Origin of the sequence: Rhodanobacter sp. IGA1.0, assembly GCF_040208325.1 — a bacterium.
GTDB lineage: Bacteria > Pseudomonadota > Gammaproteobacteria > Xanthomonadales > Rhodanobacteraceae > Rhodanobacter > Rhodanobacter spathiphylli.
In genome coordinates, this window is the sequence record NZ_CP157948.1 from 962,519 (window position 1) to 982,088 (window position 19,570).

At 68.3% G+C, this 19,570-nt stretch carries 19 protein-coding genes; 12 read left to right on the forward strand and 7 right to left on the reverse strand.

Translation table 11 applies throughout. From position 1 onward, the window contains the following. Positions 1-48: 48 nt before the first annotated feature. Complete coding sequence (locus ABNK63_RS04185; RefSeq protein WP_350016773.1) at positions 49-783, reverse strand: 16S rRNA (uracil(1498)-N(3))-methyltransferase; 735 nt, start codon at positions 781-783, stop codon at positions 49-51. A gap of 72 nt (positions 784-855) precedes the next feature. After that, positions 856-2,259, reverse strand: a complete 1,404-nt coding sequence (locus ABNK63_RS04190) for an adenosylmethionine--8-amino-7-oxononanoate transaminase (protein ID WP_350016774.1) — start codon at positions 2,257-2,259, stop codon at positions 856-858. A 67-nt stretch (positions 2,260-2,326) separates the two neighbouring features. Between ABNK63_RS04190 and ABNK63_RS04195 the strand changes: the two genes are divergently transcribed. From ABNK63_RS04195 to mazG, 5 genes are all read left to right on the forward strand, one after another. Further along, positions 2,327-3,112: a type II secretion system protein N gene (locus tag ABNK63_RS04195; protein ID WP_350016775.1), complete on the forward strand. Its 786-nt coding sequence runs from the start codon at positions 2,327-2,329 to the stop codon at positions 3,110-3,112. Between the two features lie 15 nt (positions 3,113-3,127). After that, positions 3,128-3,904 (forward strand): inositol monophosphatase family protein, encoded by a 777-nt coding sequence (locus ABNK63_RS04200; protein WP_350016776.1) that lies wholly within the window; start codon positions 3,128-3,130, stop codon positions 3,902-3,904. A 23-nt stretch (positions 3,905-3,927) separates the two neighbouring features. Further along, entirely contained in the window at positions 3,928-4,485 is a 558-nt protein-coding gene (gene nudE, locus ABNK63_RS04205) for an ADP compounds hydrolase NudE (protein WP_350016777.1), read from the forward strand. After that, entirely contained in the window at positions 4,482-5,294 is an 813-nt protein-coding gene (gene cysQ, locus ABNK63_RS04210; protein WP_350016778.1) for a 3'(2'),5'-bisphosphate nucleotidase CysQ, read from the forward strand. Before nudE ends, cysQ begins: the two co-directional genes overlap by 4 nt. A gap of 106 nt (positions 5,295-5,400) precedes the next feature. Next, positions 5,401-6,204: a nucleoside triphosphate pyrophosphohydrolase gene (gene mazG / locus ABNK63_RS04215; protein WP_350016779.1), complete on the forward strand. Its 804-nt coding sequence runs from the start codon at positions 5,401-5,403 to the stop codon at positions 6,202-6,204. 50 nt (positions 6,205-6,254) lie between these two features. Here the strand turns inward: mazG and ABNK63_RS04220 are convergent, their stop codons facing one another. Then, positions 6,255-6,764, reverse strand: coding sequence for a hypothetical protein (locus tag ABNK63_RS04220; RefSeq protein ID WP_350016780.1), 510 nt, complete (start codon positions 6,762-6,764; stop codon positions 6,255-6,257). Positions 6,765-6,914: 150 nt separating this feature from the next. Here ABNK63_RS04220 and ABNK63_RS04225 point away from each other — a divergent pair, with 150 nt between their 5' ends. Further along, the gene (locus tag ABNK63_RS04225) at positions 6,915-7,700 is read left to right on the forward strand and encodes a DUF4097 family beta strand repeat-containing protein (RefSeq protein ID WP_350016781.1); all 786 of its coding nucleotides are present in this window, start codon (positions 6,915-6,917) and stop codon (positions 7,698-7,700) included. Positions 7,701-7,862: 162 nt separating this feature from the next. Here the strand turns inward: ABNK63_RS04225 and ABNK63_RS04230 are convergent, their stop codons facing one another. The 3 genes from ABNK63_RS04230 to ABNK63_RS04240 all read right to left on the reverse strand — a co-directional run bounded on the left by ABNK63_RS04230 (position 7,863) and on the right by ABNK63_RS04240 (position 12,390). Beyond that, positions 7,863-9,002, reverse strand: coding sequence for an SLC13 family permease (locus ABNK63_RS04230; protein ID WP_350016782.1), 1,140 nt, complete (start codon positions 9,000-9,002; stop codon positions 7,863-7,865). A gap of 126 nt (positions 9,003-9,128) precedes the next feature. Then, positions 9,129-11,606: an FtsX-like permease family protein gene (locus tag ABNK63_RS04235; RefSeq protein WP_350016783.1), complete on the reverse strand. Its 2,478-nt coding sequence runs from the start codon at positions 11,604-11,606 to the stop codon at positions 9,129-9,131. An 85-nt stretch (positions 11,607-11,691) separates the two neighbouring features. After that, a complete protein-coding gene (locus ABNK63_RS04240; protein WP_007809590.1) occupies positions 11,692-12,390 on the reverse strand; it encodes an ATP-binding cassette domain-containing protein in 699 nt (232 codons plus the stop codon). Between ABNK63_RS04240 and ABNK63_RS04245 the strand changes: the two genes are divergently transcribed. The 3 genes from ABNK63_RS04245 (at position 12,389) to ABNK63_RS04255 (ending at position 14,919) form a co-directional block, all read left to right on the forward strand. Next, the gene (locus ABNK63_RS04245) at positions 12,389-13,036 is read left to right on the forward strand and encodes an arylesterase (RefSeq protein WP_350016784.1); all 648 of its coding nucleotides are present in this window, start codon (positions 12,389-12,391) and stop codon (positions 13,034-13,036) included. The two genes, ABNK63_RS04240 and ABNK63_RS04245, sit on opposite strands and share 2 nt — an antisense overlap. Positions 13,037-13,121: 85 nt before the next feature. Beyond that, entirely contained in the window at positions 13,122-13,853 is a 732-nt protein-coding gene (locus tag ABNK63_RS04250; protein ID WP_007809585.1) for a response regulator transcription factor, read from the forward strand. Positions 13,854-13,923: 70 nt separating this feature from the next. Beyond that, positions 13,924-14,919 carry a HAMP domain-containing sensor histidine kinase gene (locus tag ABNK63_RS04255; protein WP_350016785.1) on the forward strand — a complete coding sequence of 332 codons (996 nt, stop codon included), beginning with the start codon at positions 13,924-13,926 and terminating at the stop codon, positions 14,917-14,919. 56 nt (positions 14,920-14,975) lie between these two features. On the opposite strand, the gene ABNK63_RS04260 is transcribed toward ABNK63_RS04255, so the two are convergent. Further along, positions 14,976-16,331, reverse strand: coding sequence for a 3-oxoacid CoA-transferase (locus ABNK63_RS04260; protein WP_350016786.1), 1,356 nt, complete (start codon positions 16,329-16,331; stop codon positions 14,976-14,978). Between the two features lie 234 nt (positions 16,332-16,565). Here ABNK63_RS04260 and ABNK63_RS04265 point away from each other — a divergent pair, with 234 nt between their 5' ends. The 3 genes from ABNK63_RS04265 to ABNK63_RS04275 all read left to right on the forward strand — a co-directional run bounded on the left by ABNK63_RS04265 (position 16,566) and on the right by ABNK63_RS04275 (position 19,556). Then, a complete protein-coding gene (locus ABNK63_RS04265) occupies positions 16,566-16,934 on the forward strand; it encodes a BlaI/MecI/CopY family transcriptional regulator (RefSeq protein WP_350016787.1) in 369 nt (122 codons plus the stop codon). Then, complete coding sequence (locus ABNK63_RS04270) at positions 16,924-18,456, forward strand: M56 family metallopeptidase (protein ID WP_350016788.1); 1,533 nt, start codon at positions 16,924-16,926, stop codon at positions 18,454-18,456. Before ABNK63_RS04265 ends, ABNK63_RS04270 begins: the two co-directional genes overlap by 11 nt. Before the next feature lie 98 nt (positions 18,457-18,554). Beyond that, entirely contained in the window at positions 18,555-19,556 is a 1,002-nt protein-coding gene (locus tag ABNK63_RS04275; RefSeq protein WP_350016789.1) for an isoaspartyl peptidase/L-asparaginase, read from the forward strand. Positions 19,557-19,570: the final 14 nt, after the last annotated feature.

The following is a 19,570-nucleotide window of genomic DNA, read 5'->3' on the forward strand; positions in this document are numbered from 1 at the left end:
CTCAAGTTGCCGGGGCGAGTCTCGAGGCGGTGATTTCGGGGCGGTGAATCAGCCGTCGCCGTGCAGCGCCTGCAGGGCCGCCATGGCGGCCAGCCCCGCCGTTTCCGTGCGCAGGATGCGCGGGCCCAGCCGCAATCCTTCGAAACCGGCCCGGCTCAGCGCATCGATGTCGCGCTCGCCCAGTCCCCCTTCCGGGCCGATCACCAGCAGGCCGCCGGCGGTGCCGAAGCGCAGCTCGCGGGCCGAACGGGCGCCCTCCGGCAGCAGGGCAAGACGCAACGCACCGTCATCGGCGAGCCCGGCCAGCCAACCGGCCAGCGGTTGTGCCGGGGTGATCTCCGGCAACCGCGCGCGTCCGCATTGTTCGCAGGCGCTGGCCGCGACTGCACGCCAGTGGGCCAGTCGCTTCCCGGCGCGTGCGGGGTCCAGCTTCACCTCCGAACGTTCGGTGAGCAGCGGCACGATGCGGACGGCGCCAAGCTCGGTGGCCTTCTGCACGATCAGGTCCATCTTCTCGCCCCGCGCCACGCCCTGGGCCAGGGTCAGCGGCAGCGGCGATTCGTTCCGCACGAGCAGTTTCGCGTCGATCCGCACCCGCAGGTCGCGCTTGCCCAGCGCCACGATGGTCGCGTCGTAGTCGTTGCCGTCACCGTTGAATACGGTGAGGGGGTCGCCGGCATTCATGCGCAGCACCCGGCCGACATGCTCGGCGGCCTGGGCCGGCAAGGCGACTTCCGCCGAGACGCTGAGTGGCTGGTCGAGGTGGATACGGATCGTGCGCATGGGAACCCGATGGCATGGAGCGGCCGCCCAGCATAGCGCGGGCGCCGACCGCGGGCAGGCCTCGCGCACCGTTCAATGGCTCACGGCGCGTTCGATCCCGGCAATCGCCGTGTCGACCAGCAGGTCGATTTCCGCCGCGCTGACCACGTAGGGCGGCATGAAATAGATCACGTCGCCCAGCGGCCGCAACAGCACGCCGTGCTCCAGGCCGTGCAGGTAGACGCGCAAGCCCCGCCGCTGTTCCGCCGGGAAAGGTCGCCGGCTGGCCTTGTCGGCGACCAGCTCCACCGCCGCGATCATGCCGGTCTGGCGCACGTCGGCGACATGCGGGTGATCGCGCAGGGCCTCCAGGCGGCGACCCAGATGGACGGCCAAATGACGGTTGCGTTCCAGTACCGGCTCGTCGCGGAAGATCGCCAGCGTCTCCAGCGCCACGCGGCAGGCCAGCGGGTTGCCGGTGTAGCTGTGCGAGTGCAGGAATGCCTTGCCGGCAGCGTATTCGGCGTAGAACGCCTGGTAGATCGCCTCGCTGGTCAGCACGGCCGACAGGGGCAGGAAACCGCCGGTCAGTCCCTTCGACAGGCACATGAAATCCGGCGACACACCGCCGCCACGCCCGGATGCTGCAGGGGCCTGTTCGCAGGCGAACAGCGTACCGGTACGGCCGAAGCCCACGGCGATCTCGTCGGCGATGAAGTGCACGGCGAACTCGTCGCACAGCGCGCGCAGGCCGCTGAGATACGCCGGGTGATACATGCGCATGCCGCCGGCGCATTGCACCAGCGGCTCGACGATCACCGCACAGGTCTCGTGCGCGTGCTGCTCGAGCAGCACCCGAAGGGCGGCCAGCGCGCGCATGGCCACCTGTTCGGGCGATTCGCCGGGCTCGGCCTGCCAGGTGTCCGCCGATGGCGCCAGGAACGGCGTCAGCAGCAGCGGCGCGTAGGTCTTGCGGTACAGCGCGACATCGCTGACCGACAGCGCGCCCAGCGTCTCGCCGTGATAGCTGCCGGTCAGCGCGATGAAGCGGGTCTTCTCGCCGTGGCCCTGGTTGAGCCAGTAGTGGAAGCTCATCTTCAGCGCCACTTCGATCGCCGCCGAACCATTGTCGGCGTAGAACACCCGATCCAGTCCGGGCGGCGTGACCCTTGTCAGCTCTTCGGCCAGCGCGATGGCCGGCTCGTGGGTGAAGCCGGCGAAAATCACGTGCTCGAGCGTGCGCGCCTGCTCGGCCAGGGCCGCGGCGATGCGCGGATTGGCATGGCCGAACAGGTTGGTCCACCACGAACTGATGCCATCCAGGTAGCGCTTGCCGTTGGCATCGACGAGCCAGGCACCGTCGCCCCGCACGATCGGCAGCATCGGCACGCTGCCCGAACCGGTGGGGTCGTGATCATGCATCTGGGTGCAGGGGTGCCAGACATGGCGCAGGTCGCGCGCCGCGAGCGCAGTGTTGCCGTTTGCGAGGTTGGTCATCCGGCTATCATCGGTGCAGCGCGACGGTCGCTCAAGCCCGTGCATCGTCCCACCTGGAATTCCCCGCTTGAAGCCATTGCGAACTTGCCTGATCGGTTTCGTCCTGTTGCTGGTGCTGGCCGGCGCGCTGCTGTGCTTCCTGCCCGCGCGCTGGGCATTGCCGTGGATCGAGCCGTCGCTGCACGGTATCCGGCTGCAGCAGGTCAGCGGCAGCGTGTGGAACGGCCGTGCCGGCGCGGTGATCGCGGCGGACGGGCGGACCCGCGGCCAGTTGCAATGGCAGCTGTCACGAAGCGCTCTGCTGGGCCAGCCGCGCCTGCGCCTGGATTTCGATGGGCCGCAGCTGCATCTTTCGGGCGGGCTGGAACGTCTGCCCGGTGATGAAGTGGACGTGCGCGACGCCAGCGTCCGGGCAAGCTCGACGGCGATCGGTCACGAACTCGCCACGCCCTGGGGGAAACCGCGGGGCGAACTGCAACTGCAGGTTGCCCACGCGCGGCTGCGCGCAGGCTGGCCGATGCAGCTGGACGCGCAGGCGAGCTGGCACGACGCGGTCATGCGGACGCCGCAGGGCGACGTCGCCCTGGGCGAATTGCAGGCCACCGCACAGGCACGGGGCGGAGTCATCGACGTGCAGCTGCGCGACGCCGGCAGCGGTCCGCTGCAGCTTGCCGGCGGGTTGCAGCTCAGTCCGCTGGGTTGGCGACTGGACGCCACGTTGCGCAGCCGACAGACTGATCCGATGCTGCGTCGCTGGCTGGCCACGCTGGCGGCACCGGCAGCGGACGGCAGTACGCATATCCGGCGCCATGGCGGACTGGCCGCCAATGCGCCGCCAGCGCCCACCCTTTGAAGGAACGAGACCGGCATGACTCCCGATATCGCCGCAACAGCCCTGTCAGCCGCCCGCGACGCGGCCGCGGCGGCCGCCGAGGTGATCCGCCACTACTGGCGTCGTGGCGTCGAGGTGGAACTGAAGTCCGACGCCACGCCGGTCACCGTGGCCGATCGCGAAGCCGAGCAGGCGATCCGGAAGATCCTGCAGGCCGCGTTGCCGCAGGCATCGATCTACGGCGAGGAGTTCGGCCTGGACGGCGAGCGCGGCGGCCTGCTGTGGCTGGTCGATCCGCTGGACGGCACCAAGAGCTTCGTGCGCCGCACGCCGTTCTTCTCCACCCAGATCGCCCTGATGGATGGCGACGAGCTGGTGCTCGGCGTGTCGAGCGCGCCGGTCTACGGCGAGACGATGTGGGCCAGCGCCGGCGAAGGTGCCTGGCTGGACGGCGAACGCGTGCGCGTGGCGGCGACCGGCGAAATGGGCGCGGCCTCGATTTCCACCGGCAACATCCGGACCCTCACCGGCGACTCCCGCTGGGATGCGCTGGGCGCGCTGATCCGCGACAGCAACCGGATCCGCGGCTATGGCGACTTCTGCCACTACCACCTGCTGGCGCGCGGCAGCCTCGATCTGGTGATCGAGTCGGACGTGAACATCCTCGACGTGGCGGCACTGGCGGTGATCGTGCGCGAGGCCGGCGGCGTGTTCACCGACCTGGACGGCGCTGCGCCGGGTCTGGACACGCGCAGCGTGCTGGCCGGCACGCCCGCGATCCACGCGCAGGCGCTGCAGCGCCTGCGGCGCTGAGCCACGCGAGCTAGAATGGGCGGATGCGCAAACTACCGATCATCCACGCGACCCGCGACGTCACCGACAGCCATTTCCTGCATGTGGAGCAGGTCGACCTGGAGTTTTCCAACGGCGAGCGCCGCACCTACGAGCGGCTGAAGGGAAGCGGCCTGGGTGCCGTCATCATCGTGCCGATGCTGGATGACGAGACGGTGCTGCTGGTGCGCGAATACGGCGGTGGCGTGGGACGCTACGAACTCGGCCTGCCCAAGGGCAGGCTGGACCAGGACGAGACCGCCGAGCAGGGCGCCGAGCGCGAGCTGAAGGAGGAGATCGGCTACGGCGCGCACAAGCTGAAGATCCTGCACAACCTGTCGCTGTCGCCGTCGTACATGACGCACATGGCGCACGTGGTGCTGGCCCAGGACCTGTATCCCGAGAAACTGGTCGGCGACGAACCGGAGGAACTTGAAGTGGTGCGATGGAAGATGTCCGAACTGCACACCTTGCTCGGCCGTGACGACGTCACCGAAGGGCGCTCGATCGCCGCGCTGTTCATGGCCCGCGAATATCTGGCCGGAAGGTTCCGGAAATCATGAGCATGCCGCCCGAACTGGCAAGGAAGATCGGCGTCATCGCACGCGCGGCGGGAGTGGCCATCCTGGATGTCTACCACGGCGATTTCGCGGTGCAGATGAAGGACGACGCGTCGCCATTGACCGCGGCCGACCTCGCCGCCCAGCAGGCCATCATGGCGGGCCTGTCTGCGCTCGATGAGCAATGGCCGGTGCTGTCGGAGGAAGCCAGCGCGCGGCCGTGGTCCGAGCGCCGGCAATGGTCGCGCTACTGGCTGGTCGATCCGCTCGACGGCACTCGCGAGTTCGTCAAGCGCAACGGCGAATTCACCGTCAACATCGCCCTGATCGACGATCGCCGCAGCGTGCTCGGCGTCGTGCTGGCGCCGGTGACCGGCGAGTTGTACGTCGCCGCGCAAGGCCAGGGCGCCTGGCTGCAGACGCAGGCGGACGGCGCGTGGCAGCGCATCCATGCGCGGGCGCTGGCGCAGCCGCCGACGGTGGCCGGCAGCCGTTCGCACGGTGGAGCGCAGGGCGAGGTGTTGCAACGCCTGATCGGCGACGACTACCGGATGGTGCCGCTGGGCTCGTCGCTGAAATTCTGCCTGATCGCCCGTGGCGATGCGGACGTCTATCTGCGCCTGGGCCCCACCAGCGAATGGGATACCGCCGCGGCACAATGCGTGCTCGACGAGGCCGGCGGCGCCGTGCTGGATCTGGCCGGCCAGCCGTTCCGCTACAACCGGGGCGAATCGCTGCTGAATCCGGAGTTCATCGCGGTGGGCGATCGTGCGATCGACTGGGCCGCACGGCTGCTCAAAGGCGAGGAGTGAGTGAAAGGGGCGAGTAGCGAGAGGGGCTCACGCTCCATCCCGCTCCCTCACGCCGGCTTCTTGGCTTTCTCTCACTCCTCACTCCTCTCCACTCGCTTTTCATCTCATGACCAAACACAGCCTCGATGACCTGCTAGCCATCATGGCGCGCCTGCGCGATCCGCAGAACGGTTGTCCGTGGGATGTGCAACAGGACTTTTCCTCGATCGCGGCCTATACCATCGAGGAGGCCTACGAGGTCGCCGATGCGATCGATCGGCAGGACTGGACCGACCTTTGCGACGAACTCGGCGACCTGCTGCTGCAGGTGGTTTTCCACGCCCAGATGGCCTCCGAGCGCGGCCTGTTCGAGTTCGCCGACGTGGCCCACGCGATCAGCGCGAAGATGCTGCGCCGCCACCCCCACGTGTTCGGCGACACGCGCTACGCCGACCTTACCGAGCAGATGCAGGCGTGGGAGCAGATCAAGTCGGCCGAGCGCGCGGCGAAAGGCGCGTCGATGGACGACAGTGCGCTGGCCGGCATCTCGACGGGCCTGCCGGAATGGAAGCGCGCGTACAAGCTCCAGCAGCGCGCCGCGGACACCGGTTTCGAATGGCCCGGCCCGGAGCCGGTGCTGGAGAAGCTGGCCGAGGAAGTGGAAGAGGTGCGGGTCGAGTTCGCCAAGGGTGCCGATCCGGCGCGCCTGCAGGACGAAATCGGCGACGTGCTGTTCGTGATGGTGAACCTGGCGCGCCACGCCGGCGTCGACTTCTCGCAGGCGCTGCGCCATGCCAATGCGAAGTTCGAACGCCGTTTCCGGCAGATGGAACAGCTGGCCGCGGCCGAGGGCGCGGCGTTCGCCGAGCGCACGCTCGATGAACAGGAGCAACTGTGGCAGCGCGCCAAGCAGGCCGAGCGGACACCCTGAAACGGCGCGATGGCGGAAACCATCGCGCCGGTTCCTCGCCTCGGCGGAACCTACCTGGCCGCGGGGGTGGCCTGGCCGGCACGCTGCTGCCAGGCAGCGCGCATCTTGTCGTGCTCGGCACGCATCTTCGCCTCGTTGGCCAGGTTTTCATCAAGCCCCTTGCGCAGGGTGGCGATCGCCTGATCCACGTTCGCCGGCTGCGCCTGCAGGCGAGCCAGGCGCCGGTAGACGTAGTCACGCACCTGCGGGTCCTGCGACTTGGCCAGCACGTCGTTGTAGACCGCAGCCATCTCCTTGCCGCGGCCGGCCTGCGTGTACAGCCGTTCCAGCGCATGCAGGTCGCCGATCACCCCGTCGTGCCCGCGGCCGTGCCCGCGATCGAACCCGTGCGAGCGCATGTGCATGCGCATCGCATCGTCATGGTCGCCCGGGAGGATGTGCATGGACTTGCCGGTCTTGGCGGGCGGTGCCGGCGGCGGCGTATTCTGGGCCATCACGAAGGTGGCCGATCCGGCGATCATCAGGGCCAGCGTGGAAGCGAGCAGGGTCTTGCGATGCATGGTCTGTCTCCGTGATGGGTACCAGGCAGGAACGCGGCGGGGCGGCCCGGGTTGACCGGCGCGCTCGTGCCGCCCGCTTGCAACCCTTTGGCGGGCAGCGGCATCCCAACCGGTGTCGACCCATCGCGTCCATCCCTCAAGGAGAGTTCCATGCGCCGTATTCTCACCGCAGCCCTGCTGCTCGCCCCATTCGCCTGCTTCGCCACCAGCCCCTGCAAATATGAGGCGCCGCGCAACCTGCAGCTGGACCTGGCCGGCGTGCACGGCGTCCAGATCGATGTGCACAGCCAGGATCTGCACCTGACCGGCAGCGGCGGCAACAAGGGGCTGACCCTGACCGGCCGTGCCTGCGCATCGAGCCAGGCGGTGCTGGACAAGTTGCAGGTCACCCAGCGCCGCGACGGCGACCAGCTGCTGGTCGACATCGGTGGCGATGGCGGCGGTTTCAGCTTCAACCTGTTCGGCGGCGACTCCTACGCCAGCCTCGAAGTCACCGTGCAGTTGCCCGCCAACCTGCCGGTGACCTTGCGCGTCGGCTCCGGCGACGCCGACGTGGCCGGCATGCAACAGCTGCAGGCCAGCGTGGGCTCCGGCGACCTGCACGTGCGCCAGCTGTCGGGCAAGTTCGGCGCCAGCGTGGGTTCGGGCGATATCGACGCCACCGACATCGGCAGCCTCGACCTGGGCTCGGTCGGCTCCGGCGATTTCAAGGCCGACGGCGTCAAGGGCGATGCCCGCATCGGCAGCATCGGTTCGGGCGACGTCACCCTGCGCCAGGTCGGTGGCAGCGTGCGCGCCGACACGCTGGGTTCCGGCGATCTCGACGTCAGCGACGTGGGTGGCGATTTCAACTTGGGCGCCAAGGGCAGCGGCGACGTGAGCCACTCCGGCGTGAAGGGCAAGGTCAGCGTGCCGCACGACAACGACGACGATTGACCGGGCCGGTCAGAGCCTGTGAAGAAAACCACTTCCTGCGGTTTTCTTCCATCGCACGTCCGGTACGTGCCCGGACGTGCTCACGCGGATCAGTCACTTGCGTGACCGATCCGCGCCCGGCCATCCATGGCCGGGCTTCGAGGTTGAAAAAACCACAACCTCTCAGCCCAGCCAGCGCCACGCCAGATAGGCCAGCGGCGCACAGACCAGCAGGAACGGTATCGAGACCCGGTGCAGCAGCCGCAGCCCCCGCGGCTGCTTCGCCAGGCGCAGGGCGATCAGGTTGGCCAGCGAACCGATCGCCACGCCAAAGCCGCCCACGTTCACCGCGACCGCCAGCGCGATCGGGTCCGTTGTGCGCTCCAGCAACAGCACCGTCGCCGGCACGTTGCTGATCAACTGGGCGGCGACGATGCCGCTGGCATACAGGGTCAGCGGATGATCGAGGTCGAGCCGATCCAGCGCCTGCTGCACCAGCGGCAGGCTGGAAAAATGGCCGAGCCCGACGAAGATCGCGGCGAAGGTGGCCAGCAGCAGCCAGTCGATCCGCAGCAGGCTGGGCCGCGCCAGCAGCGCATACGACAGCAGCAACAACCCGGCCCCCAGGGGCGCCTGGCCGTATTCCATGGCGAGCACCATGCCGAGCAGGGCGGCCATCGACCACGTGCCCAGCCGCGTCGACGTGACGGCGCCGTCGATCCGTTGCGGATTCAACGCCACGCGCTCACGCGGCAGCCACAGCCAGGCAAATCCGGCGACCAGCACCAGCATCACCATCGCCGCCGGCAGCATCGCCGCGGCGAAGTGCAGGAACGGCAGCTTCGAGTGCTGCCACAACAGCAGGTTCTGCGGATTGCCGATCGGGCTCAGGGTGGAGCCCGCGTTCACCGCCAGGGCCTCCAGCACCACCATGCGCAGCACCGGCAGGTTGGAGACGCTGCCGATCGCCAGGGTCAGCGGCACGATCAGGAACAGGCTCACGTCATTGGTCAGCCCCATCGACAGCAGCGCCGTCGCCACCACCAGCAGCAGGCCCAGGCTGCGCAGCGAATGCGCGCGCGCCACCACGGCGACGGCGGCATGCTGCACCAGGCCGCTGTCGCGGATGCCCTGGATCGCGATCAGCAGGCCGGTGAGGCCCGCCAGCGTGGGCAGCTGCAGCCAGTGCCGATAGCGGCCGGCCGGCTGCGGATCGAAGATCGCCAGCGCGATGGCCAGCACCGCGAACAGGCACAGCAGCCACTCGTCCGCGAGGCGCTGGCGCAGGGTTGCAGTCGTCGGCGGGTTCGGGCGGGAGGGCATCGGTGCAACTTTATCAGCCGCGCCGGGCGTTCCGTTCAGAGCTTGGGAGGAAAACCGCTTCCTGTGGTTTTCCTCCAGCGCACGCCCGGCCATGTCCGGCCTGAGAGCTTGAAAGACTCAAACCGCTCACCCCTCGCGCAGCAGGCGCATCGGCGGCGTGCGACTGACCTTGCGGGTGCCGGCCAGCCCCAGCAGCATCACCACGAAGGCCGCGAGCAACGCCGCCAGTGCCAGCGGCGCGAGCGGCGGCGCGAAGCCGTCGATATGGAACACGGCCTGGCCCAGCCACAGGCCGGCTCCCGCCGCACCGAGCGCGGCGGTCAGCCCGGCCACCAGGCCGAGCAGGGCGAATTCGCAGGCGGCGGCCACGCGCAATTGCCCCCGACGGGCCCCCAGCGTGCGCAGCAGCGCGGCTTCGTGGCGTCTTTCCGCCGCGCTGGAGGCGAGCGCCGCGATCAACACCAGCGCGCCGGCGAGCAGGCTGAAGCCGAGTATCCAGCGCACCGCATTGCCGACCCGCTCGATGATCTCGCGCACCCGATCGAGCAGCGCATCGACGTCGACCAGGCTGAGGTTCGGATAGTCGCGCGACAGCTGCGCCAGCTGCGTGGCATGGCCACGGGCAAGGTGGAAGCTGGCCAGCCAGCTGTGCGGCAGGTCGCCCGCGTGGACCGGGTCCAGCAGCAGGAAGAAGTTGACCCGGAACGAACTCCAGTCCACCTTGCGCACGCTGCTGACGGTGGCGTCGATGCGGCCTTCGCCCACGTCGAAACTCATCGTGTCGCCCGGCTTCAGGGCGAACATGTCGCGCCACATGGTGTCGACCGAGACCTCGGCCCGCGCCGGATGCGCGCCCTGCCAATGGCCGGCGACCACTTCGTTCGCCGGTGGCAGCTCGGCCGACCAGGACAGGCGCAGCTGGCGGTCGACCCATTCCTTCGCGCGGGGGTCTTCGAAGTGCAACTGGTCGATCGGCCGCCCGTTGATCGCGGTGAGCTTGCCCACGGCCAGCGGCAGCATGTTCAGCTGGTCGCCGCCCATCGCGGCCAGCGATTGCGCGAAACCCGGGCGCTGGTCGTCCTGCAGGTTCAGCGCGAACCAGTTCGGCGCGTCCGCCGGCAGCTCCTGGCGCCAGCCCTGCAGCAGCGAAGGCGCGACCACGGCCAGCAACAGCAGCGCGCACAGCCCCAGGCTGAGCGCGGTGGCCTGGATCACGCTCAACGCGGGGCGTCGCGCCAGCGCGGCCAGACCCAGGCGCAAGGCCGGATGCGCGCCGGGCGCAATGCGGCGGGCCAGCCACAGCAGCGCACCGGAAAGCAGCGCCGCGATCAGCGCCACGCCGAGCAGGCTGGCGGCGAGGATGCCGGCCAGCTGCAGCGAGCTGCTCTGGCTCCAGATCAGGCCCAGCGCCACCAGCAGCGGAATCAGGTACAGCGCGTCGAAGCGGCGTACCCGTCGCTGCAGGCTCTGGCGGAACACCGCCACCGGCGGCACCTCGGCCAGCCGCGCCAGTGGTGGCAGGGCGAAGCCGACCAGCACGGCGATCCCCATCGCCGCGGCGGCGAATGCCGGCAGCAGCGGCAGCAGGGTCGGCACGTTGCCGAACAGCTGGCTGGCCAGTAGCCAGGCCAGCTGCGACAGCCCCAGCGCCAGCACGATGCCCAGTGAAGTTGCCGGCACGGCCAGGGCGGCGAGCGTGCCCAGCAGCAGCGCCAGCACGCGCCGTCGCGGCGTGCCCAGGGCACGCAGCAGGGCGACTTCGGCGGTCTTGCGACGGGCGTAGCGCTGCGCGGACAGCGCGATCGCGATGCCCGCCAGCAGCGCCGAGAGCAGGGCGGTCAGGCGCAGGAAGGCGCCGGCACGGTCGAAGGCGCTGCGCATGCGTTCCTGGGTCTGCTCGGGCGTGATCAGTTGCGCGCCCTGCGGCAGGCCGGTCGACTGCGTCCAGTCACGCCAGCGTTGCACGGCCGTGGGCGGACCGGCCAACAGCAGCCGATGACGGGCGCGACTGCCGACGCCGAGCAGGCCGGCCTGTTCGGCGTCGGCCAGGTTCATCAGGGCGCGCGGCGCCAGTGCCAGCAGCTCGCCGCCATCGGGCTGGCGGATCAGTTCGGCGGCGATGGTCAGTTCGCGGCCGCCCAGCTGCAGCGGCTGGCCGACCTTCAGATTCAGTGCGACAAGGGCGCGATGGTCGAGATAGACCTCGCCACTCGCCGGTCCGCCGCTGCGGCGCCCGGCGGTGCTGCCCAGTTCCAGCGTGCCCCGCAGCGGATAGCTCGCATCGACCGCTTGCACGTCGAGCAGCTGGGCCTGTTCATGGGCGAACGCCACGCTGGGAAAACTGGCGGTGCGGGACAGCGACAGGCCGTCGACGCGCGCCTGCTCCGCGTAGGTCGGGGGCAAGGCCTGTGGCGAGGAGATGCCCAGGTCGCCGCCGATCAGTTCGGCCGCGCTGGCCAGCATGCCCCGTTCGATCCGCGTGGCGAGGGTGGCGACCACGCCGAGCGCGACCACGGCAAGCACCAGCGACGCGGCCAGCGTGCGCAGCTCGGGCAGATGCCACTCGCGGCGCAGGCTGCGCAGGGACAGGCGCCACAGGTTCATGGGCGAGCCCCCCACCCCAACCCTTCCCTGCGACCGCAGGAAGCCCCTTTGGGGTGCGCGGGGGAAGGAGCAAAGCCGATGCCATTCATGCGGCTTCTCCGGAGCTGGCCAGCACCCGCCCTTCTTCCAGCTCGATGCGCCGATCGCAGCGTGCGGCCAGCGTGGCGTCATGGGTGACCAGCACCAGGGTGGTGTGGTGGTCGTGGTTCAGGGCGAACAACAGATCGCAGATGTGGTGGCCGGTGCGCTGGTCGAGATTGCCGGTGGGTTCGTCGGCGAACAGCACGCGGGGGCGGTGGACGAAGGCACGGGCGATCGCCACGCGCTGCTGCTCGCCACCGGAGAGCTGTGCGGGGTAGTGCCGGCGGCGCGAGCCCAGTCCTACCGCTTCCAGCGCGTCGCGGGCGCGGGAGCGCGCGTCGCTCGCGCCCTCCAGCTCCAGCGGCAGCATCACGTTCTCCTCGGCGGTCAGCGCCGGCAGCAGATGGAACGACTGGAACACGAAGCCGACCAGCCGCCGGCGCAGGTCGGCGCGGGCTTCCTCGTCCAGCGTCTGCAGCGCATGGCCGTCCAGCACGACGCCGCCGCTGTCCGGTGTGTCCAGTCCGGCCAACAGTCCGAGCAGGGTGGTCTTGCCGGAACCGGAGGCACCCACGATGGCGAAGCTTTCGCCGGGGCGAATCTGCAGGCTGACCTTGTCGAGGATGTCCAGCCTTCCTTCGGGGCCATCGACCGACTTGCTAACATCGCGGGCTTCAAGCAGCGGTCGGGAAGAATCACTCATGCGTCGAAGCCTTTGCTGGTGGTTGTGCGGCGGGTTGTTGTTCGGTTGGCTCGGCACGGCGCAGGCCGCCACGCCAAACACCGTGCTGGTCCTGGGTGATTCACTGTCTGCCGCGCACAACATCCCGGTCGAGTCCGGCTGGGTGCATCTGCTGGATGCGCGTCTGTCCACCATGGTGCCGAAATGGACCGCGGTCAATGCCAGCATCAGCGGCGAGACGTCATTGAGCGGACGCAACCGCCTGCCGACCCTGCTGAAGAAGTACCGCCCCGGCGTGCTGGTGCTTGAACTGGGCGCCAACGACGGCCTGCGTGGCCTGCCGTTGCCCGCGCTGCGCGCCAATCTCGACGCGATGATCGCGGCGGCACAGCAGGCGAAAGTGCGCGTGCTGCTGGTCGGCATCGAGCTGCCGGTGAACTACGGACCGCAATATCGCGATGGCCTGCGAGCGATCTATGCCGAGCTCGCGCACAGCCGCGGCACGGCGCTGGTGCCGTTCCTGCTGGAAGGCATCGCACTCGACCCGGCGAAGATGCAGGCTGACGGCATGCATCCGGTGGCGGCGGCCCAGCCGCAGGTGCTCGACACCGTGTGGCAACAGCTGGAACCGCTGCTGCGCGGGGAAGCCAAACCCAACGGTCTCTGAATCGTCGCCGTTCGTTTCACATTACCCTCACCCCGACGCCGCTTTCATCTTCACTTATGTGAAATCACGGATGGGGATCGACGACATGACCGTACACGACGAGCAAGCGGGCCTGATTCTGCTGGTGGAAGACAACCGCCAGATCGCCGAGATGGTCGGCGAATTTCTCGAGCGCCGTGGCTATTCCGTCGATTACGCAGCCGATGGGGTCAGCGGCCTGCACCTGGCGGTGGCCAACAGCTATGACGTGCTCGTGCTGGACCTGATGTTGCCGGGCCTGGACGGGCTGGAGGTCTGCCGCAAGCTGCGCAAGGAGGCCAAGAAGTCCACCCCGGTGCTGATGCTGACCGCGCGCGACACGCTGGAGGACAAGCTGGCCGGGCTGGAAGCCGGGGCCGATGACTACCTGGTCAAGCCGTTCGAGGTGCGCGAGCTGGAAGCCCGGGTACGCGCCCTGATCCGCCGCGACCGTCGCCAGGTCTCTACCGAAGTGCTCACGGTGGGCGACATGACGCTGGATACCGCCACCCTGCAACTGACCCGCGAGGGCCAGGAGCTCACCGTCTCGCCGATCGGCCTGAAACTGCTGGCGATCCTGATGCGCGAGTCGCCCCGCGTGGTCAGTCGACGGGACATCGAGCGCGAGATCTGGGGCGATACGCTGCCCGATTCCGACACCTTGCGTTCGCATCTGTACAACCTGCGCCGGGTCATCGACAAACCCTTCGCGCGCCCCCTGTTACACACCATCCATTCGGCAGGTTATCGCCTCGCGGATCTGGAATCCGAAGTCGCCTCCTCACCCGAGACGGCGTGACCCGGGATGAGCGTGACAGAGATGGCCATGACTGAGATGGCAAGTACAGGTAATGGATAGCCGGGTCACCATGGCCTCAACGCCCACGGGTGCGTTCCGTCGACGCATTGCCATGGTTTTCGCCTTGCAGTTCGTGACCGTGGTCTTCGTCTGCGTGCTGGGCATGTACAACGTGGTTTCCACGCCCCTGGTGATTGCGGTGATCGTGGTGATCACCGCGCTGGCCTGGTTCATCACCCGGCGTGAATGGCGGCCGGTGCGGGCGCTGGCACGCGTGGTGAATCGCTGGGACGGCCAGTCGCCCGATCCCGGGCTGCTGCGGGTGGAACAGTTGTCGGCGCATACCGATGCAGATGTGGCCTCACTTACCCGCGGGTTGCACGGCTTCGCCGTGCGCCTGGCCAACTACAACCAGCGCGAGCGCAACTTCACCCGTGACGCCAGCCACGAATTGCGCAGCCCGCTCACCGTGATCAAGATGTCGGTCGACATGCTGGCCGAGGAAGAAGGGCTGAGCGACTTCGGCAACCGCTCGGTGCGCCGCATCAAGCGCGCCACGCGCGAGATGGAAGTCCTGGTGGAGGCCCTGCTGGTGCTGGCACGCGAAGCGGACAGCCCGATGGACGATCGTCATTTCATCGTCAACGACGTCCTGCAGGAAGAACTGGAGGCCGCCCGCGAGATGCTGTCGGGGCGGCCGATCGAATTGCTGCTGGAAGAGCCTGCGCGGTTCGCCCTGCAGGGCTCGCCACAGGCCTTGTCGGTGTTGTGCTGGCAGCTGATCCGCAACGCGTCCCAGCAGACCGAGCAGGGCCGGGTGGTGATCAGCGTGCTGCCGGGGATGATCAGCGTGCGCAACCATGCCGAGGTGCTGGAAACGGGCCCCGCCCATTCCCCGCCGGTGGAAAACGTGGATCGGCACGGTTTCGAACTGGCCATCGCCCAACGGATCAGCGACCGTTTCGCCTGGTCGCTGGAACTGCAGACTTTGCCCGGCAGGGAAAACGTGGCGAGTATCCGCTTTCCGCATCCGCTGCCTGCCGAGGTGGCGGAAGCCGGCGTGTAGGCGAACACCGGCATGTCCGCAGCAGCGAGGCGGGTCGTTCCCGCCTCGCCTGGTCATTACGGGGTCGACAGCGCCACGTCGAACGCGCAACCCGTCTTCGCCTTCACGTCATCCAGGCTCACGCCTTCGTTGAGTTCGAGCAGGGTCAGGCCCTTGCCCTTCTCCACCGCGAACACGCACAGGTCGGTGATGATCAGGTCGACCACCTGCTTGCCGGTCAGCGGCAGCTCGCACTGGTCCTTGATCTTCGGCGAGCCGTCCTTCGCGCAGTGCTCCATCAGCACCACCACGCGCTTGACGCCGCTGACCAGATCCATCGCGCCGCCCGGGCCCTTGACCATCTTGCCCGGCACCATCCAGTTGGCCAGGTCGCCGTGCGCGGAGACTTCCAGCCCGCCAAGGATCGACAGGTCGATGTGGCCGCCGCGGATCATCGCGAACGAATCGGCACTGGAGAAGAAGCTGGAGCCGGGCAGGGTGGTGATGGTCTGCTTGCCGGCGTTGATCAGGTCGGGATCGAGCTGGTCCTCGGTCGGGAACGGGCCGATGCCGAGCAGGCCGTTCTCCGACTGCAGGGTGACGTTGACCCCGTCGGGGATGTAGTTCGCCACCATGGTGGGGATGCCGATGCCAAGGTTCACGTAGAAGCCGTCCTGCAGCTCCTGCGCCGCGCGCTTGGCCATCGCCACGCGGATCGGGCTTTCCTTCGCGCCGACCACGCCGGCGAGGGTGCGGAACTCGATGCGCTTCTCGTACTTCGCGCCCTGCACGATGCGGTCGACGTAGATGCCCGGCACGTGGATGTTGTTCGGGTCCAGCTCGCCCACCGGCACCAGGTGCTCGACCTCCGCCACGCAGGCCTTGCCGCAGGTGGCGATCATCGGGTTGAAATTGCGCGCGGTCTCGCGGAACACCAGGTTGCCATGCGCGTCGCCCTTCCACGCCTTCACGATCGACAGGTCGGCGGTGATGGATTCCTCCAGCACGTATTCCTTGCCGCCGAACACCTTGGTCTCCTTGCCCTCGGCCAATTTGGTGCCGAACGCGGTGCGCGTGTAGAAACCGGGGATGCCGGCACCGCCCGCACGCAGCTTCTCGGCCAGCGTGCCCTGCGGGGTCAGGTGCAGTTCGAGTTCGCCGGCCAGCGTCTGTCGCTCGAATTCCTTGTTCTCGCCAACGTACGACGCGTAGACGCGCTTTACCTGATGCGTCTTCAGCAGCGGGCCCATGCCGAAATCGTCCACGCCGGCGTTGTTGCCGACGATGGTGAGCTCCTTGGTGCCGGCTTCGAGCAGCGCGCCGATCAGGTTCTCGGGGATGCCGCACAGGCCGAAACCGCCGGCCGCGATGGTCATGCCATCGAACAACAAACCATCAAGGGCGTTTGCGGCGCTGGGATAAACCTTGTCCATTGCTGTGCCTTCCTGCAGGGAGAGTCAGCTGACAAGGATACGACGGATTGCGCCGGGTCGACCTTGTACCAAGGTCCGAGGCCCGCGCGTTCTCATCGGAACCGCATCGTTGCGGCGAACCCTGCATCGGGTTCCTGCGCTGCGGCGAAGCGGCTCCCGTCCGGGCGAAACAGGCTTGACGCCATCAATTACGCGTGTAAACATCAAATCACTTACACATGTAAACGGTGACCCATGGCAATCAGCGAAGCCGAAGCCGTCGTGATGGACGTGTTGTGGCGCGAAGCGCCACGTACCGCCGAAGAAATCCTCACCGAGGTCGGCCCGGCGCAAAGCTGGCAGGAAGGCACGGTGAAGTCCCTGCTGAACCGCCTGCTGCGCAAGAAGGCCGTGCACGCCGAGCGCGACGGCCGCCGCTACCTCTATACGCCGCTGCTGAGCCGCGAGCAGTACGTACAGCAGGAGAGCAAGGGCCTGCTCGACCGCCTGTTCGGCGGTCGCGTGGCACCGCTGGTGGCGCACTTCTCCGAGCAGCGCAAGCTGTCGAAGAAGGACATCGCCGAATTGCGCAAGCTGCTGAAGGAGCTCGACGATGAACAGTGAAGCCGCGATCGAATGGCTCGGGCGTGGCTGGTTGCTGATCCTCGCCTTCACCGTCGCCGTGCTGGTGGCCGCCCTGCTGCGCCGGCCATGCCGCCGACTGTTCGGCGCCGAGCGGGCGTTCCAGCTGTGGCTGTTGCCGCCATTGGCGATGCTGGCCAGCCAGCTGCCGCATGCGGCTGAAGCGCCGGTCGTGGTGTTGTCGCCGGTGGTGATCGCGATCACCTCGGCGGCGACCGTACTGCCGGGATACGTGGCCCGGTCCGGCGCCATCGACTGGCGCGTCCTTGCGATGCTGGCCTGGATCGCCGGCAGCGTGTGCAGTCTGGTGCTGGCCGCGCTGATGCAGCAGCGCTACCGGCGCTGCCTGCGCGGAGCTACCGCCATGCCCGTCTCTTCGTCGCGCTGGCCCGTATTGCGGGCCGTCGGCAGGGATGTCGGCCCGGCCCTGGTCGGCGCCTGGCGCACGCGCATCGTGCTGCCGGCGGATTTCGAACAGCGCTACGACGCCAGCGAACGCATGCTGATCCTCGCGCACGAGACGGCGCATGCGCGCCGCCACGATGGCTGGTGGTGCCTGTTCGCCCAGCTGACGGTCGCGCTGTTCTGGTTCCACCCGCTGGCCTGGTGGGCGCTTTCTGTACTTCGCCACGACCAGGAACTGGCCTGCGACGCCGCCGTGCTGCGCGACCACGGCGAGCAGCGGCGCTGCTATGCGAACGCGATGTTGAAGACCCAGTCGGCCGCATTCGCGGTGCCGGTGGGTTGCGCCTGGTCCCCCCGTCATCCACTCACGGAGCGTATTGCCATGTTGAAACAGTCTTCGCCGAACCGTCGTTGCCAGGAGGTTGGGGCCGTCGCCGGTTTCGCTCTCGCCATCATCGTGGGCGGTTCGGTCTATGCCGCCAGCGCACCGCCGGCGACGCACACGAATCCGCCAGTCGCGGGAACGCAGTACCAGCTCGACATGCAGGTCGAATTGTCGACCGACGACGGACACAAGCGTCATGCGGAAACAGCGGCGATGGCGCTGTGCACGCTGCCGGGCAAGACGGCGACGGCAAGCGTGGGTGGAGTGATGGTGGAAGCAACCGCCGTGCCTGTCGATGGTCAGCTGCGCATCGATCTGGCGGTGGGCAGCATCGGCACCGCGTCGCTTGCGCATAGCCGGTTGCGCGGCGCGTTGGGACAGACCTTGCACGCCACGGGCAAGGGCGTGGACGGCAAGCAGGCTTATGTCATCGACATCACGCCCCAGGCTGGCTGCCCGGCCCAGGTGCTCGCCGAGGCATCGCCGATCAGGGTGACCGAGCACATCACGAACGGCACCACGCGCGCTGTGGCGGAATCGATCGCAAAGAAGGCGGGCTGGACTCTCGTCAATCCGGACGCGCTGGGGCAGGGTGCCGTGACGCTGTCGTTCAACGACATGCCGGCCGGCACGGCATTGCAGCGGGTGGCCAACCTTGCCGGCGTGAAGGTTGAGCTGGAGGGCAAAAAACGGGTGCACTTCGCGCCGAAGTGAGGTGGAAGGATGGCTATACTCGCCGGGTCACCGTCCGGGAGTGTGTCGTGAAATCGCGTCATCTGTTTGCCGCCCTTGCAGCCATCGGAATCACCGCCATGAGCCACGCCGCCGTGTCACCCGTCCTGGTGATCCACGGCGGTGCCGGGGTGATCAAGCGCGACATGACGCCGGCCAGGGAGCAGGCGGTACGCGCGGCGATGACGCAGGCCTTGCAGAACGGCTACGCCGAGCTCAAGGCGGGCAAGCCGGCGCTGGACGCGGTGGCCGCCGCGCTGACCGTGCTGGAGGACGATCCGAACTTCAACGCCGGCAAGGGCGCGGTGTTCACCCATGACGGCAGGAACGAGCTGGATGCGGCAATCATGGACGGCTATACGCTGCGTGCCGGCGCGGTGGCCGGGGTGCGGCGGGTGAAGAATCCGATCCTGCTGGCGCGCGCGGTGATGGAGCATTCGCCCCATGTGATGCTTTCCGGTGATGGCGCCGAGGCGTTTGCGCAGGAGCAGGGCTTCACCCTGGTCGATCCCGCCTATTTCCGCACCGAGGAGCGCTGGCAGCAGTTGCAGAAGGCGTTGAAGGAGGATGCCGCGAAGCAGCCGCATGCGGACGTCGAGACGGCCAGACATTTCGGCACCGTGGGCGCGGTGGCGCTGGATGCGCAGGGCCACCTGGCTGCCGGCACCTCCACTGGCGGCATGACCGACAAGCGCTGGGGCCGCATCGGCGATTCGCCGATCATCGGCGCCGGCACTTATGCCAACTCGGGTTGCGCGGTGTCCGGTACGGGCTGGGGCGAGTTCTACATCCGCACCGTGGCCGCGCACGAGATCTGCATGAAGGTGACCCAGATGCGCGTGCCGCTGAAGCGCGCCGCCGCCGAGGTGATCAACCAGGAAATCCCGTCGATGGGCGGCAACGGCGGCGCGATCGCGCTGGATGCGGAAGGCCACATCTCGATCCCGTTCAACACCGATGGCATGTACCGCGGCTGGATCGGCGCCGACGGCGTGCCGCACGTGGCGCTGTACGGCGACGAGGACGATGGCACCACCGAGATCCCCGAGCCGGCTCCGGCCGACAGCGTCGCCCAGCCGTAGCATGTTGCCGCCCG